Origin of the sequence: Nocardia sp. BMG111209, from assembly GCF_000381925.1 — a bacterium.
Lineage (GTDB): Bacteria > Actinomycetota > Actinomycetes > Mycobacteriales > Mycobacteriaceae > Nocardia.
In genome coordinates this window covers 1,631,971-1,647,258 of record NZ_KB907307.1, presented here as the reverse complement: position 1 = coordinate 1,647,258, position 15,288 = coordinate 1,631,971, and the positions used below count along the sequence as shown (strand labels likewise).

The following is a 15,288-nucleotide window of genomic DNA, read 5'->3' as shown; positions in this document are numbered from 1 at the left end:
GTCACCACTGCCGCGCCGCACCGGCGGCCCCCAGAGCTACGCCTCGGTCAGGAACGCCACGATCGCGGCAGCGAGTTCGGGTGCGGCCAAGGCACTTCCGTGATCACCCGGAACCCGGACGAACCGCGCATCACCCAGTAGCGCCGCCAACTGGTCCGCATCACCACGGTCGTCCCGATCGCCGATCGCGACCAGCGCCGGGACGATGATCCGGCGCAGATCGGCTTCGGATGTCGGGACGAGCGAGTCGAGCACACTCAGCAATGTGCGCGGTGGCGTACCCGCCATCGACAGCGCCCGCACGACGCGCGCATCCGGTGAATCCGGCTCGAAAACAACGCCGCCGACGAGTGCGGTGAGCACGCGATGATTCTCCCCACCACGCTGCGGGCCGCTGACCTTCGCCAGTCCCTGCCCGGCCACGATCGCGCGGCCCGGCCGGGCGCCACGCGCCAGCATGCGCACCGCGATCCGCGCGCCGAGCGAGTAGCCCCCGAGGTCGTACTCGCCGTCGCCGAACCCCAGATGCGCGACCAGCGCCAACCCGTCATCGGCGAGAACATCCGCCGGATACCCGGTGGAATCGTCCGGCGCCGCACTCTCCCCGGACCCGCGCGAGTCCGGAACGAGCACCCGAAACCCGTGCTCGGCGATCGCCGCGACCGGCCCGTATTCGACCATGAACGACCCGACACCCCCGAACCCGGGCAGAAAGATCAGCGGCCGGCCGGCCCCGATCTCGTGCCAGGCGAGCGGCGTGCCGTCGAAGCCGGTGAATCGATGAACAACCATGGTGCATCCGATCCTACAAACCCCGGTCGGGGACGGCGTTGTCCGCCAACGGATTCGCCGTCCGACCAGTGCCTGCTACTGCGGTGCGCGGAAGCCGCCGATCTTCTCCTCGAGCAGTTCGGCCAGCCGCAGCGGGGTGCGGTCCTCGAACATCGGGCCGATCAGCTGCACTCCCACCGGAAGGCCCTCAGGGGAGCGGCCCGCCGGGACGGCGGTCGCGGGCAGGCCGGGCATGGTGGCCACACCGGCCCAGACGAGCTGGTCGAAGAACGGGTACTCGGCGCCGTCGATGTCGATCCGGCGGGCCAGCAGGTCGGGGTCGTGGTCGTGCGGGAACGCGACAGTGGGCGTGATCGGGCACACCACGGCGTCGAATTCGGCGAACAGCTGCCGCCAGCCGTGGCGGTGGAGTTCGCGACGGTGGCTCGCCTCGATCCAGTCGCGGTGGCTGGACACCATGCCGCGCAACCGTGCCGCATCCAGACTCCGGTCGTCCGCGCTCAGGCCGGCGGCGCGCGTTCGCAGTTGCTCGTAGGTTGCGACGGGAAAGCGCGCGACGGAGCCCGAGAACAGCAGATGCGTGTAGAGCCGCGCGGCTTCGGCCGGATCGGGCAGCAGCGGGCTCTGCCGCGCGACGCGGGCACCGCCGTCGACCAGTGCGTCGGCCACCCGGTTCACCGCGGCCCGCACCGCGGACCCGGTCGGCAGCAGCGGATGCTCGTCGAGGACCAGGACACGGAAGTCGGCGAGCCGGTCGTGGCGTGCGGGCGGCAGCGTAACCTGGTGCGCCACAACGGATGTCAGGGGATCCGGTCCGGCCATCACGTCGAGCAGCAACGTCAGGTCAGCGGCGGTGCGCGCCATCGGACCGACGACGGCGAGGTCGAGGTCGGTCGGCAAGGCCGGGCCGGGTGGCGCGACCATGCCCCGAGGAGCCGCCAGACCGAGGGTCGGCTTGTGTCCGTAGACGCCGCAGAAATGTGCCGGGGTGCGCAGCGAACCGGCGATGTCGGAACCGATGGACAGCGCGCCGAATCCGGCGGCGAGGGCCGCCGCCGATCCGCCGGAGGACCCGCCCGGCGTGCGAGCGTGATCCCACGGATTGTTGGTGGTGCCGTAGATCTCGTTGAAGCTCTGCATATCCTGCAGCCCCAGCGGCACATTGGTCTTACCCAGGATCACCGCACCGGCCGCCTGAAGCCGTGACACCTGCACCGCGTCCTCGGCCGGGACGAAGTCGCGATACTGCGGCATACCCCAGGTCGTGGGTAGCCCGGCGATATCGTAGGACTCCTTGACCGTCACCGGAATTCCGAGCAACGGGCGATCCTCGCCCCGAGCGCGCACCTGATCGGCCCGCCGCGCGGCGACCCGCGCACGATCGAAATCCGGCACACAGATCGCGTTGATCACCGTGTCGTCGCGCTCGATCCGGGCGATCGCCTCCTCGGTCAGTTGCACCGAGGTCACCTCACCGGCACGCAATGCGGCCACAAGCTTGTCGGCCGAAACAAAACTCCACTCCATGAATCGGACCCTACCGGCGTACCGCACATGCCGAATCCTCGCACAAGGCGGCCATATTCACCGCGAGAAATCAAGATAGACGGGATCGATCGCAAAATCACGGGAATTACATACCATAACACCTGGTCACAGTGTCTGTCATGGGTTGAATACCTCGGCGGAGGCCATGAATTGCCGATCAGCGCAACGGGACGGATATCTCAATATCCTTCGACTCCGAGTGCTGCACCGAAACGCAATTCACCCGATAAAGCACTCACAACCCCAATTTGGTGACGGCATTGTCCTCCAGGGGATTCGCCGTCCGGATGTACCCGTGCACCGTGCGCGGATTGGACCACCGCCCCTGCCGCATGATCTCCCGGTCGCTGGCCCCACCCAACGCTGCCTGCGTGGCGAACCCCGCGCGCAGCGAATGGCCCGAGAACAACGCCGGATCGAGCCCGGCGCGCGCCGCGTACCGCTTCACCAGTTCCGCGACCGCCCGTCCCGACATCGCCGTCGCGCCGATCCCGCCGTGCCGCGAAATCGCCGGGAACAAGGGCAGTTCCGGATCGGCGAGGCTGGTCCCGGTGAACCCGTGACAGCGATGGATCGCCGGATCCCCTTGCGCCGCAAGCCCGTCCGACCACATGCGCACCCCGCGATCACTGTCGCCGGCGTGAATCTCGCGCAACCGCAGCCAATCCGCGAACGCGCAGACCGGGCACGTGTGCGGCCGCTGCCCGCGCGGCAACGCCACCCGCTGCGCCGCTGCGCCGGTCGGATCGGTCTTGGTGACCGGCAACTGGATCAACAGGATCGGCTCACCGCTGGCATGATCGAGATCCACCCGCGCGTCCCCGATCCGCAGCCCCGCCAGCTCACTGCGCCGCAACGCACCCGCGAACCCCACCAGCAACACCAGCGCATCACGCCGCCGCGCCGGTTCGGTCGGCCACCCCGCCGCCGGCAGCCCGGCGAGCAACTGCTCGAGCGTATGCAGCAGCACCGGCCGCTTCCGCGCCGGCTGGGTCCGCCGCGTCCGCCGGATACCGCGCAACGTCAACCGCACCACATCCGACCGCGTCGGCGACGGCAACCCGTTGGCCGCGTGCACCGCCGCGATCGCCGCACTCTTGCGCTCCAGCGTCGCCGCCCCGAACGCCCACGCTCCCGACTCCCGGCGCGCATCCGCCGCCGCCGCGAGATACACCGCGACATCCAGCGCGTCCGCGGGCAACGCCTGCCGCCCCTCCGCGGCGCACCACGCCGACCACCCGATCCAATCGGAACGGTAGGCGCGCACCGTGTTCGGCGACTGCGACGCCTCCAGATACCGCCGCAGCGCTCCCGCCTGCTCGTCGTCGAACCGCTCCCGCACCAGCCGCAACGCCACCGCGTCCACCAGGACACTGCGCACCCCGCGCCGCAATTCGGCCCGCACGGTCTCCGGCACGGCAACCACACCGGCCGGGGCATCCGGCGGCACCCGAGATTCGATCGTCATCCCCTCCACCTTCTCACCCCGGCCAGCACAAACCGCCCAGCGCCGTGCCGTGAATGCGGCCGCCGTCGCGGGAAGCCGGCGGTCAGCGACCGGACAGTGACACCGAACCGGTTATGCCGCAATCGATCTCACTGCGATCCAGCCACCGCCGATACCACTGCGCGAAACCCATCCGGTTTCCGTCGTCGTCGACCAGCGGCACGAATCCGCCGTAATCGGCGGAATTGTCGGCCCACATCTGCCCCCGCGACTCCCCACTGACGACCAGGGCCTCCCGCAGGGCACAACCGAGATGACACAGGTAGAGCAGCCCGACCGAATGCCGCCGCCCGTAGACGATCTCGTCACGCTGTTCCCAGTACTCGTCCACCGCGGCCTCGAAGGCCGCACCCGACTCGAAGGCCGCCTCCACGGGTGCGTCGGGCAGTCCGTCCGCGGGATTGAACTCCGCGGCATACGGAAACGGTTGCGCCAGCGCGTCGAGCTGGGTCAGGCCCGCCCCGTCACCGTCCCACCGCCACCGCCCGTCCACCCGCACCACCGGGAACAACCCGTACGCCGGCCCGGCCCCGCCCCGTCCGACTGCCGGCAGGAACGCTCGATACTCCTCCGGCAGAACCACTCCCAGTCGACCCTCGACCGCACCCGGTTCGGCTGTGCTCAGCGGTGGCTCGAGGCGCCATCCGTGTCCGGCGGCACCGAAGACCTTGTTCGCGTCCGGAACCGCGGCCAGGCGCGCGAGCCGCCCGGGAACATCCGACCAGTCATGCGTCACGACCGGCGCGGCACCCGCCGCGAGATCGCCACGCCCACAAGGCAGATCGTGCCACCGGCGAACACCACGGCGGTGGGGGCCTCGCCGAGCAGCAGCCACGACATCAGCGTCGAGATCGCCGGAACCGCATACGTGCTCGCGGCCAGGCGACCGGCGTCGGTGCGGCGCAACGCGAACGACCACAGGGTGAAACCCAGTGCGGTGGGCACCAATCCGAGATAGACGGCGTCGGCGATCGTACGCGCGGGTGCGGCGGCCAGTTCGGTGACCAACTGCGGGGCCCACGGCAGCAGCACCACCGTGCCGATCGCGCACCCCAGCCAGATCGCGGTCAGCGGATCCACATGGCGCAATGCGGGTTTCTGCACCAGCACACCCACGGCATAGAGGACCGCCGCCAGCAGGCACAACAGCACACCCAGACCGTCGCGATGCCCACCACCGGAACCGAACGCGATCAACGCGACCCCGGCCAGCGAGACCACCGCACCCAGCAGCAACCAGCGGGTCAGCCGCTCCCCGAACAGCGCCGGCGCGGCGACGGCTACCAGCAGCGGCGCCAGGTTCACCAGCAGCGCGGCGGTCCCCGCATCCACATGCCGCTCACCGGTGTTGAGCGCGACGGTGTACGCGGCCAGCCACAGCACCGCATACGCGACGACCAGCAACCACGGCCGCCCCGACCGCGGCAGCCGGGCCACCACCCCACCGCGGGCCAGCACCGGCACCGACAACGCCACGGCCGCCACCGCCAGCCGCAGCAACGCCATCGGCGCCGGCGACAACGCCGGACCGGCATCGCGGATCGCGACGAACGCCGACGACCAGAGCACCACGGTCACCAGCGCGGCCACCGCGCTGGGCACATCGATACCGGTACGCGGTGGCGCGATCGTGGATTCGGTGCTCACGCCGGTGATCCTCGCGGCGGAACCCTCGTCGGCACAAGCGATTATCGGACGCGGCGCCGGAGCGGAGTCTGTGATCATCTCGCCATCGTCACCGCCGCCATCGGACAGCACAAGCGAACGATCCGGCACAACTGTTCAGTGCCACTGTACGATTCGAGAATGCTCGACATCACGCGGCTGCGCCTGCTGCGCACGATCGTCGCGACCGGCTCGCTCCGCGCCAGCGCCGCCGCCCTCGGCTACACCCCGTCGGCAGCCAGCCAGCAACTCGCGGCCCTGCAACGGCAGACCGGCCTGCGACTGGTCGAACGATCCGGACGCGGCCTGCTACCGACCACCGCCGGGCGAGCCCTCGCCGCCGAATCCGACCGCCTGTTCGCGGAACTGACCCGGCTGGACACCATGGTCGGCGACCTGCGGGCCGGCCGGGCGGGCAGCCTGTCGATCGGCTACTTCGGCTCCGTCAGCGCGGCCTGGCTACCACCGGTGGTCGAGGCGCTGCGCAGCGAATTCCCGGACCTGCGACTGGAACTGCGCATGGCCGAATACGCCGAAGGCCAACGCGATATCGAGATCTTCGTGGAGGACCCGCAGTCCCCGCCCCCACCCGGCGTCCGGGTACACCACCTCGCCGCCGACCCCTACGTCGTCGGCCTGCACCGCGACGACCCGATGGCCGCCGAACCCCACGTGCGCCTCGCCGACCTCGCCGACCGCCCCTGGATCGACAACGAGCACACCGACGGCCCGTGCCGCCGCGTCCTGCTCGACGCCTGCGCGCGGGCGGGCATCACCCCCGCCTTCCAGGTCCAGGCCCCGGACTATCCCACCGCGATCGCGTTGGTGGCCACCGGAATCGGCATCACCGTGATGCCCCGGCTGGCCGCTGTCGACCTGCCCCCACAGGTCCTGGCCCGCCCGCTGATCGACCCGACCCCGGTCCGCCGCATCGCCCTCGCCATCCGCGAGGACCGCACCGCACACCCCGCCGCCCGCCGCGCCGTCGACCTGTTCACCACCGTCGCGCAGCAGACCTGATCGCTGTTCCGCGCAGCGGACCGATCACCACCGGGCACAAAGCAGACCCGATCACCACCACCTGCGCAGTAGGCCGATCACCACCACCCCCACCGCGGACCCGATCACGGTTGCGGCGCAAGGCTTCCCGTGATCGCGGTGACGAGTTCGTCGGCCAGCTCACCGGATACCGGCCGATCGGTGGCCAGCAGCCGATACCAGATGGTGCCGAACACGATGTCCGCCACGGTCTCCGGGCTCAGCCCCGGCGGCGTCTCGCCGCGCGCGCCGGCGCGTTCGACGATGACCAGCAGCGCGTCGCGCCGCCGCTGCAGGAATTCGCCACGCCACCGCAGCCCGAACTCGTTGTCCACCTGGGCATGTGCCATCAGTGCCCGCAACGCCGCCACCACGGTCTCGTTGCCGCCCAGCGCGAAACTGTCCGCCAGGAACTTCCGCAGATCGGCGGAATAACCGCCCTCGTCCGGAATCGGCACGTACAGATCGGCTTTGGTCGCCAGCGCATCGAGCAGCACATCGGCCTTCGACGGCCACCACCGGTAGATGGTCTGCTTGCCGACGCCGGAGCGGGCCGCGATGCCCTCGATCGTCAACCCGGCGTACCCGCGTTCGGCGGTGAGTTCGAATGCGGCGCCGAGGATCGCCATCCGGCTGTCCTCGCTGCGTTTGCGCCCGGGGCGGGCGGTGGGCTTGTCGTTCATCGGTACCGATGTTAGCGTGAATCGAACCGAGACGTACCGGTTCGAAATACCTCGGAAGGGAAAGACCTGATGAATGCCCCTGTAGCCCTCGTCGTCGGCGGCACCTCCGGCATCGGCCTGGCCACCGCCCGGCTGTTGCGGGAGCGCGGCGCGACCGTCCACATCGCCGCCCGCGGCGAGGAGCGCCTGGCCGCGGCCGCCGATAGCGACCCGGCCCTGATCGGTCACCGGGCCGACGGCGCCGACCGCGCCGCGATGGCGACCGTGGCCGCGGCGATCGGCAGTATCGACTGGCTGGTGGTCACGCTCGCCGGCAGCGAGGGCGTCGGCCCGATCGCCGACCTCGACCACTCGGTGCTGCGCCGCGCCTTCGACGCCAAGTTCTGGGGCCACCTCGCCACCGTGCAGGCGGTCCTGCCGCAGCTGGCCCCCACCGGCTCGATCACGCTGATCGGCGCCGTCACCGCCCGCGCGGGCATGCCCGGCACCGCCGGGATCGCCGCCGTCAACGGCGCGGTGGAGGCCCTGGTGAAACCGCTCGCCGCCGAACTGGCCCCGATCCGCGTCAACGCCGTCTCGCCCGGATTCGTCGACACCCCGTGGTGGAGCGCGCTTCCCGAGCAAGCCCGCCGCGACTACTTCACCCAGGCCGCGCAGCGGCTACCGGCGCGGCACATCGCCACCGCCGAGGACATCGCCGACATCACCGTCGCCGTCGCGACCAACCGCACCATCACCGGCACGGTCGTCGAGGCGGACGGGGGCGCCAGGCTGGTGTCGATGGCCTGAATCGAATTGCGTCACAACGCGATCCGCGAACGTCAGCAGTGGGATTGCAGATGGATGGTCTCCAGCTGTTCGAACACCTCGGAGACACCGTGCGGCCCCAGCTTGCCGACGTTGTAGGTGGCGTCGATGTGCCACGGATACTGACGGCGCTTGTCGGGCAGATTCTGGACGAAGCGCCCGATGTCGTCGACCCCCGGTTCCTGGGCGATGATGTTGCCGAGGTATTTCCCACCGGCGCCGATCAATTGGGCGTGCATCAGCCAGGCGTCGTTGTTGCTGCCGCTGGTGACCAGGCCGTCGAAATGCGCGGTACCGTCGGCGACCACCACCCAGGTCGCGCCGCGGAACATCGTGCAGTCGCCGGCGTGCATGTCGACGTTCCAGAGGTACTGCTTGCTCGGCGTGTCGTCGGCCTGCGCGGAGGCGGCCACGCCGGTGACCGCGGCCGCGGCCAGCACCGCGGCGGTTACGGATCGGGACAGGATACGGAGAAGGGAAACGGCCACGACGGCCTCCTGAAGTGCGGATCGAGGATCGGCATCCAGTATCGGACACGGGCTCGGCGAGCACCCGCGTACCGCACTACCCGAACGTGACCCACCCTCGCCGGAACAGCTCAGCCGGCCCGCGCGATCCTCGTCAATTCGACTGTGGCCGAGCGCAGTTCACCGGGTGAGGTGAGCGCAGCGGCATATCCGACGCGGGTCGCGGCGGGCCCGCGCGGCGTCTCGACGCGCAGATCCAGACCGTACCGGTCGGCGCGATCACACACGGCCGCAGTGGCATCCGGATAGCCGCCGAGGACCCGCGCCATGTCCAGCAGCGCATCGGCATGGTCGTCGTTGAGATGCGCGACGGCCCGCCCGGCGCCGGGTGTGATCGGATCCGGTGCGGCAGCGGCATAGTCCTCGGCGGTCACCGAATCCATCCGCCCGTAACCACCGACCCAGCGCACCCGCTCCACGCGCAGCACCCACAGCGTGAAATCGGTGAAGTCCACATAGATCGACGCGGCCGGGACCGCCGCCAGATGGGCCTGCCGGGCCGCGGCCACCTCCTCGCCCTGCGGTCGTTCCGCGATCCCGGCGAGCGTCACCCGCGCCGCGGCCAGCGGATCGGCCGGCATGTCCGGGGCCACGATCGCCAGGCTCGCCCGCGCGTCGACCTCCAGGTTGCGCCCGTGCTCGGCCATCCGCGACAGGCACAGCACCGGCTGCCCGTCGAGCAGGCCGAAGGTCACGAACGAGGCCCAGGGATCGCCGCCCTCGCCGGTGAGGGTCGCCAACGTGGCCGTATTCGTCGCCGCCGCAACGGTTCTCGCCTCCTCTGCGGGCGAGGGCCGCGCGGCGTCGGCGACGGAGGTCAGCGGGGTCGCGGGGGAGCGGGACGGCCTGCCGTGGTCGGATGACATGCCCTCCAGGCTATGGCAGCCCGGCGCGTCAGGCGATTCCGCCGTTGGCGTACAGGACCTGACCGTTGGTCCAGCGGCCGCCGGGCCCCGCCAGGAATGCCACGGTCTCGGCGATGTCCTCCGGTGTGCCCAGCCGCCCGAGCGGGGCCGCCGCGGCGATCCGATCGATCACCTCCGCACTCTTACCCTCGAGGAACAGCGGTGTGGCGGTCGGGCCCGGCGCGACCGCGTTCACCGTGACGTCCCGGCCGCGCAACTCGCGCGCGAGGATCAGCGTCATGGCCTCCACCGCGCCCTTCGACGCCGCATAGGCGGCATACGTCGGCTGCTGCAACCGGGTGACCGAGGTGGAGAAGTTGATCAGCGCACCCCCGGACCGCACCCGGCGCGCGGCCAGCTGCGACACCACGAAGGTGCCACGCACGTTCACCCGCAGTGTGCGGTCGAAATCGTCGAGATCCATCTCGGCCAGCGGCGCCAGCAGCATGATCCCGGCCGTGTTCACCACCACGTCGACCCCGCCGAACTCCCGCTCGGCCACCTCGAACAGGGCCGCCATCGCGGCGGGGTCGGCGACATCGCCACCGGCCGCCACCGCCTGCCCGCCCGCGGCCGTGATCTCCGCGACCACCTGCTCGGCCCGCGCGGCGCTACCCGAGTAGTGCACCACCACAGCCGTTCCCGCGGCCGCCAGCCGCCGGGCCGCCGCACCCCCGATACCGCCCGATCCGCCGGTCACGATCGCCACGCGGTCCACCGTGCTCATGATCTCTCCCGTCCCGAGAATATGTGTACGATCCGTACACTAATACGATATGGACGGTTCGTCTATATGATTCGGGAGGCGCCCGCCACGACGACGGGCCCGCAGCGGTCACGGAGTATGCGCATGAACGAGAGCACCCCCCGGCTCGAACCCGGTCGCGGCCGCCGCCGCGCCGCAGAGGTGCGCCGCGCGACCCTCACCGCCGCGGCGGACCTGCTGTTCGCGGAGGGCATCCGGCACGTCACCTTCGAGAAGGTCGCCACCCGCGCCGGCGTCAGCAAGATGACGCTCTACAAATGGTGGCCCTCGCCCGGCAGCCTCGCCTTCGAGGCGTATTTCGACGCCCTCGAACCGGTCCTGGCCTTCCCCGACACCGGCGACATCCGCGCCGACCTGACCGCTCAGTTGCACGCCTTCGTGGGCCTGCTGCGCGAGCGCGGCACGGCGATCGCGGAGATCATCGGCGCCGCGCAGAGCGATCCGGAACTGGCCGGGGCGCTGGCGGACCGGTACGTCCGGCCGCGGCGGCGACTGGCCGTCGACCGCCTGTCGCGCGCGCAGCGAGCGGGCCTGATCCGCGCCGGAACCGATCCGGAGACGATCGTCGACCAGCTGTGGGGGGCCTGCTACCACCGCCTGCTGATGCCGGCCCAGCCGTTGACCACCGACTTCGCGGATCGCTTGCTGGACAACCTGTTCGGCGGGATCGCGGCGCCGGGCCACGACCCCGCCGGAGGCTGATCAGCCCTCGCGCGTCCAGGCGAGCGTGATCCGGGATTCGTGGATACGCCAGCCCGCCGGCGTGCGGACGGTGGTGACCGCCAGCCGCAGACTGCTCACCTGATGCGGCGGCGCACCGTCGCGGAAGTACTGCACGAACGAATCGGCCGACGCGGTGGCCCGATCCCCGGCCACCTCCACCAGCGCGGCGACGGTCGTGTGCCGGGTGTGTTCGCCCTCGGCCACCTCGGTCCCCCGGATGAATTCGGTGACCTTGTCCAGCCCGTGCACCTGGATGCGCGGCGAGTGGACCGTCACATCCTCGGCGTAGACGGTGCCGATGTCGTCCCAGCGGCGCTCGTCGAGCAGGCGGTCGAGGCGGGTGAACAGCTCGGCGATGTCGAGACGGTCGGAAATCGCGGTGTCGGTGGACATATCGTCCTCTTTCGTTGGCGTTACCAATGTTGGCGCTACCAACCATATGTCAACTCGTTGGCGCTGCCAACTATGTATGGTGAGCGGGTGGAGAAGATTCCCGCGCGCCTGACCGTGAAGCCGACCTGGCTGCTCACCCAGCTGGCCGTACACGCCCATCGGCTGTCGACCGAGGCCTTCGGCGCGCTCGGCGCCCGCGGATACCACTATCGAATCCTGGCCGCGCTGCAGGAATTCGGGCCCGCCAGTCAGGCCGACCTCGGCCGGCACTGCAACATGGATCGCAGCGACGTCGTCGCGGCCGTCAACGAACTGGCCGAACCGGGTTTCGTCGACCGCACCCCGGATCCGGCCGATCGCCGCCGCAACATCGTCTCCCTGACCGAACTCGGCGGCCGGCAACTCCAGCGCATCGAGCGCAAGCTGGACCGGGTTCAGGACGAGATGCTCGCACCGCTGGCCACCGGCGACCGCGAGGTCCTGATCGGCCTGCTCACCCGTCTGCTCGCGCATCACCGGGCGGGCTGACCGGAGCGCCGGGCCCGTGCGCGCCGAAACCGATCACCAGCGCCGTGACGATCTCGCGCAGCTCGCGCTCGAACCGGTCCGGGCCGAGCCGATTGCCCAGCTCCGCGCTGGCCGTCGCCACGATCTCGTTGGGATTGGCGAAGGGCCACAGCCCGGCCACCGTGGCGACCAGCGCCCGCGCCACGGCGATACCGGCGGCCTCCGGCAGCGGCGCGGCGACGCCGAGCAGTTCGGCGAGCCGGGTGTTGTAACCGTAGGCGCGCCGCTTGAACGCACGCGCGGTGTCCAGCGAGACATTGGCCTCCAGCTCACCGGACATGGCGGCGAACAGGTCGCAGAGCACCGGCCGCGCGGTCAGCGTCGCGGCCAGCAGGCCGGCCAGCCATCGCGCGCGATCCGCGCCGCCGCCCGCCTCGATCCGCGCCGCGACCTCGTCCAGCCAGCCCGCCCAGTCCTCGATCAGCAGTTCCAGCAGGACCGCCTCCCGGCTGTCGAAATAGCGCAGCACATGGGATTTGGCGACCCCCGCACCCTCGGCGAGATCGCGCAGCGTGACCGCGCGCACCGAGCGGCCCGGCAGCGCCGCGCGCGCCGCGGCCAGGATCGCCGCGCGCCGGGCCTCGACCTGTTCCGGACGGCGTGCGCGCTGGAAGGACACCGTTTCCGACACCCCGCCACTTTAACAGAACGCCGGTCCGTTGATAACGGAACGAAGGTCCGTTAATATGGCGACGGGCCCCGATCCGGGCACTCCATCGAACAGAGGACCGATATGCAGGCAGTACTGGCAGAAACCGCGGCACTGATCACCGGCGCCGGCACCGGCATCGGCGCGGCCGTCGCGCGCGAACTCGCGGCCGCGGGGGCGGCGGTCGTCCTCGTCGGCCGCCGCAGCGGCCCGCTGGACGAGATCGCCGCCCAGATCCGCGACAGCGGCGGCGTCGCCGAGGCCTTCGCCGCCGACATCACCGACCGCGCGCAGGCCACCCGCGCGGTCGAGCACGCCATCGCCGCCTTCGGCCGGCTCGACATCGTCGTCAACAACGCCGGCGCCATGCTCGTCGGCCCGGTCGCCGACGCCCCCGAGGGCGAATGGGAACGCATGATCGACGTGAATCTCAAAGGGGCCCTGTACATCACGCAGGCCGCGATCCCGCACCTGGTGAAATCCGCCGCCGCCGAGCCGCGCCGCGTCGCCGATGTCGTCGTCGTCAGCTCCACCGCGGGCCGGGTCGTACGCCCCGGCAACGCCGTCTACAACCTCACCAAATTCGGCATCAACGCGTTCAGCGAGGCGCTGCGCCAGGAACTGCAACCGCAGCGGGTCCGCGTCGGCGTCGTCGAACCCGGCGCCGTCGCCACCGACCTGGCCTCGCACACCCGCGCCGAACTCCGCGAGAGCGTGGAGGCCCAGGTCGGCGCCATCGAACGACTCGAACCGGCGGATATCGCCGAGGCGGTCGCCTACATGGTCGGCCGGCCCCGGCGGGTCGCGGTCAACGAGATGCTGGTCCGCGCCGGCGACCAGACCTGGTGACCCGGTTCAGCCCCAATCCCGGAAATCCGCCTTCCGGATCACCGTATGACAGCCCTTCACCCGGTCCACCACCTGCGAGATCCGCACGTCCGCGGCCGCGCTGAGATACGCGTACCCCAGCTCGGCCGGGACGTCGTAGCGGTGGGCGAGCAGGTCGAGCGCGGCGCGCACGCTCTCCCGGCAGGCCTCGTCGAGATCCGCGTCCAGGCCGATGGCGATCAGCAGGTCCCGGGTCTCCGCATAGGGCCGGCCCCCGGCGACCCGGGCCGCACCGGGCACCACCTCCACCCGCAGCGTCGCGCGCAGCGGCGCCTCGAATGCGGTCAGCGCCACCTCCCCGTCACCCTGCGCGTAATGCGGATCACCCACGTACAGCAGCGCCTCGTCGACCTGCACCGGCAGATACAGGGTCGAACCGGCGGTCAGGCAGGTGATGTCCAGATTCCCGCCGTGCGGTCCGGGCGGAATCGAATTCGCCCGCACCGCACCGGATGTCGCGACGCCGATGATGCCCAGGAACGGCCGCAACGGAAACCGGATGGCCCGCCCGGCATCCCGATACGCCGACTCGTCCTGCCGCAACGGCATCGTCGCCGTATCGCCGGCCGCCCGGCAGAACACGCTGTGCACCGGCCCGGCCGGGAAACTGTCGGGCAGCGCGCCCCGGCCGTGGCGCGACGACACGATCCCGTAATCGGCGCGCCGGGTGAGATCCACGACCGTGACCGCGAGCAGATCCCCGGCCGCCGCGCCGCGCACCGCGATCGGCCCGGTCACCACGTGCGGCCCGGCCGCCGCCGACCGCGGCAGCGCCGCGGCGATCTCCACCGCGTCGGCGAGCACCGCATCGGCCGGAACTCCGAAGCGCGCGAAGAACTCCCGGGGGTCACGCCCCTGATCGGGCAGGATGCCCTCGTGACTCACGGTGTCCACGGTGATCGTCTCGCCCGCCGCGATCCGGGCCACCGCGGTGTCCGCCGCACACGGCAGCTCACCCCAGTACACCGTGCCCGGTGTCGAGGCCAGATGATGCGCGCCCAGCACGCTGCCGGCCCGGCTCACCGCGGACCGCCGAGGGCGGGAAAGGCGAAGGCGCGCACCTCGATCAGCGCCTCGGCCAGCTGCGCGGCCGCCGAATCCAGGAGCAGCCTGCCGATCTCGGCGCTGGCCGCGGTCGGATCGCCGACGGTGCCCGACCGGGAGATGTCGTCGGTGAGCCACGCGGTCGGCAGCACCCCCTCCAGCGTCAGGTGCCGGTAGCCCGCGAAGGCCGCCGCGGCCTGCTGCCCGTCGGGAAAACCACGCTCCTGATGCACCAGTTCCGGTGCGATCGCCAGCATCACCGAGGTCTCACCGAAACCACCGTGGATGTCGAAACCGTCGGCCGCCGGATCCACCTCCGGCGGCGGCGGGAACCGCATCGGCATCACCGGGAACACCTCCATCCCGGTCCGGTACCGGATGTCGCGCGCCACCACCTCCAGCAACCCCGGCTGCCCGCCGTGCCCGTTGACGAACACCAGCTTGCGAAAACCGCTGGCCGCCAGCGAATCACCGAGATCGATGCACACCGCCATCAGCGTCGCCGCCGACATCGCGATCGTGCCCGCCCGGCCCAGGTGCTCGGTCGACTTCCCGTAGTGCAGCGTCGGCAGCACCCAGACGTTCGCGTCGTCCGGCAGCGATTCGACTGCGGCACAAGCGATCGCCTCCGCGTGCAGCGCATCGGTGATCAGCGGCAGATGCGGCCCGTGCTGCTCCACCGCGCCGATCGGCTGCACGACCACCGCATCCTGTTTGCCGATCGCCGCCACCTCCGTCGTGGTGAGATGCGCCAGCCGAAATATCCGCGCCATGCGGGACTCCTTC

At 70.9% G+C, this 15,288-nt stretch carries 18 protein-coding genes; 5 read left to right on the top strand and 13 right to left on the bottom strand.

Features of this window, described 5'->3' with window-relative positions:
* Nucleotides 1-36: 36 nt before the first annotated feature.
* The 5 genes from G361_RS0107455 to G361_RS0107435 all read right to left on the bottom strand — a co-directional run bounded on the left by G361_RS0107455 (nt 37) and on the right by G361_RS0107435 (nt 5,494).
* On the bottom strand, nt 37-792 hold the full coding sequence (locus G361_RS0107455; RefSeq protein ID WP_019926440.1) for an alpha/beta fold hydrolase: 756 nt from the start codon (nt 790-792) through the stop codon (nt 37-39).
* 75 nt (nt 793-867) lie between these two features.
* On the bottom strand, nt 868-2,319 hold the full coding sequence (locus G361_RS0107450; protein WP_026342789.1) for an amidase: 1,452 nt from the start codon (nt 2,317-2,319) through the stop codon (nt 868-870).
* Between the two features lie 256 nt (nt 2,320-2,575).
* A complete protein-coding gene (locus tag G361_RS0107445) occupies nt 2,576-3,808 on the bottom strand; it encodes a site-specific integrase (protein WP_052172632.1) in 1,233 nt (410 codons plus the stop codon).
* Nucleotides 3,809-3,890: 82 nt separating this feature from the next.
* Nucleotides 3,891-4,583, bottom strand: coding sequence for an SMI1/KNR4 family protein (locus G361_RS0107440; protein WP_019926437.1), 693 nt, complete (start codon nt 4,581-4,583; stop codon nt 3,891-3,893).
* The gene (locus G361_RS0107435) at nt 4,580-5,494 is read right to left on the bottom strand and encodes a DMT family transporter (RefSeq protein WP_052172746.1); all 915 of its coding nucleotides are present in this window, start codon (nt 5,492-5,494) and stop codon (nt 4,580-4,582) included. The genes G361_RS0107440 and G361_RS0107435 overlap by 4 nt, the downstream gene beginning before the upstream one ends.
* Nucleotides 5,495-5,653: 159 nt before the next feature.
* On the opposite strand from G361_RS0107435, the gene G361_RS0107430 reads away from it, so the two are divergent.
* The gene (locus tag G361_RS0107430) at nt 5,654-6,532 is read left to right on the top strand and encodes a LysR family transcriptional regulator (RefSeq protein WP_036494677.1); all 879 of its coding nucleotides are present in this window, start codon (nt 5,654-5,656) and stop codon (nt 6,530-6,532) included.
* A 104-nt stretch (nt 6,533-6,636) separates the two neighbouring features.
* Here the strand turns inward: G361_RS0107430 and G361_RS0107425 are convergent, their stop codons facing one another.
* The gene (locus G361_RS0107425; protein WP_019926434.1) at nt 6,637-7,233 is read right to left on the bottom strand and encodes a TetR/AcrR family transcriptional regulator; all 597 of its coding nucleotides are present in this window, start codon (nt 7,231-7,233) and stop codon (nt 6,637-6,639) included.
* A 69-nt stretch (nt 7,234-7,302) separates the two neighbouring features.
* On the opposite strand from G361_RS0107425, the gene G361_RS0107420 reads away from it, so the two are divergent.
* Entirely contained in the window at nt 7,303-8,022 is a 720-nt protein-coding gene (locus G361_RS0107420) for an SDR family oxidoreductase (protein WP_019926433.1), read from the top strand.
* A gap of 32 nt (nt 8,023-8,054) precedes the next feature.
* On the opposite strand, the gene G361_RS0107415 is transcribed toward G361_RS0107420, so the two are convergent.
* From G361_RS0107415 to G361_RS0107405, 3 genes are all read right to left on the bottom strand, one after another.
* On the bottom strand, nt 8,055-8,528 hold the full coding sequence (locus G361_RS0107415) for a DUF6294 family protein (RefSeq protein WP_019926432.1): 474 nt from the start codon (nt 8,526-8,528) through the stop codon (nt 8,055-8,057).
* Nucleotides 8,529-8,638: 110 nt separating this feature from the next.
* Nucleotides 8,639-9,433 carry a HugZ family protein gene (locus G361_RS0107410; protein ID WP_026342788.1) on the bottom strand — a complete coding sequence of 265 codons (795 nt, stop codon included), beginning with the start codon at nt 9,431-9,433 and terminating at the stop codon, nt 8,639-8,641.
* A 28-nt stretch (nt 9,434-9,461) separates the two neighbouring features.
* A complete protein-coding gene (locus G361_RS0107405; protein WP_019926430.1) occupies nt 9,462-10,199 on the bottom strand; it encodes an SDR family oxidoreductase in 738 nt (245 codons plus the stop codon).
* Between the two features lie 117 nt (nt 10,200-10,316).
* Between G361_RS0107405 and G361_RS0107400 the strand changes: the two genes are divergently transcribed.
* Nucleotides 10,317-10,940: a TetR/AcrR family transcriptional regulator C-terminal ligand-binding domain-containing protein gene (locus tag G361_RS0107400; RefSeq protein ID WP_019926429.1), complete on the top strand. Its 624-nt coding sequence runs from the start codon at nt 10,317-10,319 to the stop codon at nt 10,938-10,940.
* On the opposite strand, the gene G361_RS0107395 is transcribed toward G361_RS0107400, so the two are convergent.
* Complete coding sequence (locus G361_RS0107395) at nt 10,941-11,354, bottom strand: nuclear transport factor 2 family protein (protein WP_019926428.1); 414 nt, start codon at nt 11,352-11,354, stop codon at nt 10,941-10,943.
* A gap of 87 nt (nt 11,355-11,441) precedes the next feature.
* On the opposite strand from G361_RS0107395, the gene G361_RS0107390 reads away from it, so the two are divergent.
* Nucleotides 11,442-11,882: a MarR family winged helix-turn-helix transcriptional regulator gene (locus G361_RS0107390; protein ID WP_026342787.1), complete on the top strand. Its 441-nt coding sequence runs from the start codon at nt 11,442-11,444 to the stop codon at nt 11,880-11,882.
* Here G361_RS0107390 and G361_RS42640 read toward each other — a convergent pair.
* Nucleotides 11,848-12,552, bottom strand: a complete 705-nt coding sequence (locus G361_RS42640) for a TetR family transcriptional regulator (RefSeq protein WP_019926426.1) — start codon at nt 12,550-12,552, stop codon at nt 11,848-11,850. The two genes, G361_RS0107390 and G361_RS42640, sit on opposite strands and share 35 nt — an antisense overlap.
* 102 nt (nt 12,553-12,654) lie before the next feature.
* Here G361_RS42640 and G361_RS0107380 point away from each other — a divergent pair, with 102 nt between their 5' ends.
* Nucleotides 12,655-13,419 (top strand): SDR family NAD(P)-dependent oxidoreductase, encoded by a 765-nt coding sequence (locus G361_RS0107380; RefSeq protein WP_019926425.1) that lies wholly within the window; start codon nt 12,655-12,657, stop codon nt 13,417-13,419.
* Between the two features lie 6 nt (nt 13,420-13,425).
* Here G361_RS0107380 and G361_RS0107375 read toward each other — a convergent pair whose 3' ends face one another.
* Nucleotides 13,426-14,481, bottom strand: coding sequence for an acetamidase/formamidase family protein (locus G361_RS0107375; protein ID WP_019926424.1), 1,056 nt, complete (start codon nt 14,479-14,481; stop codon nt 13,426-13,428).
* The gene (locus G361_RS0107370) at nt 14,478-15,275 is read right to left on the bottom strand and encodes a creatininase family protein (RefSeq protein ID WP_019926423.1); all 798 of its coding nucleotides are present in this window, start codon (nt 15,273-15,275) and stop codon (nt 14,478-14,480) included. Before G361_RS0107370 ends, G361_RS0107375 begins: the two co-directional genes overlap by 4 nt.
* Nucleotides 15,276-15,288: the final 13 nt, after the last annotated feature.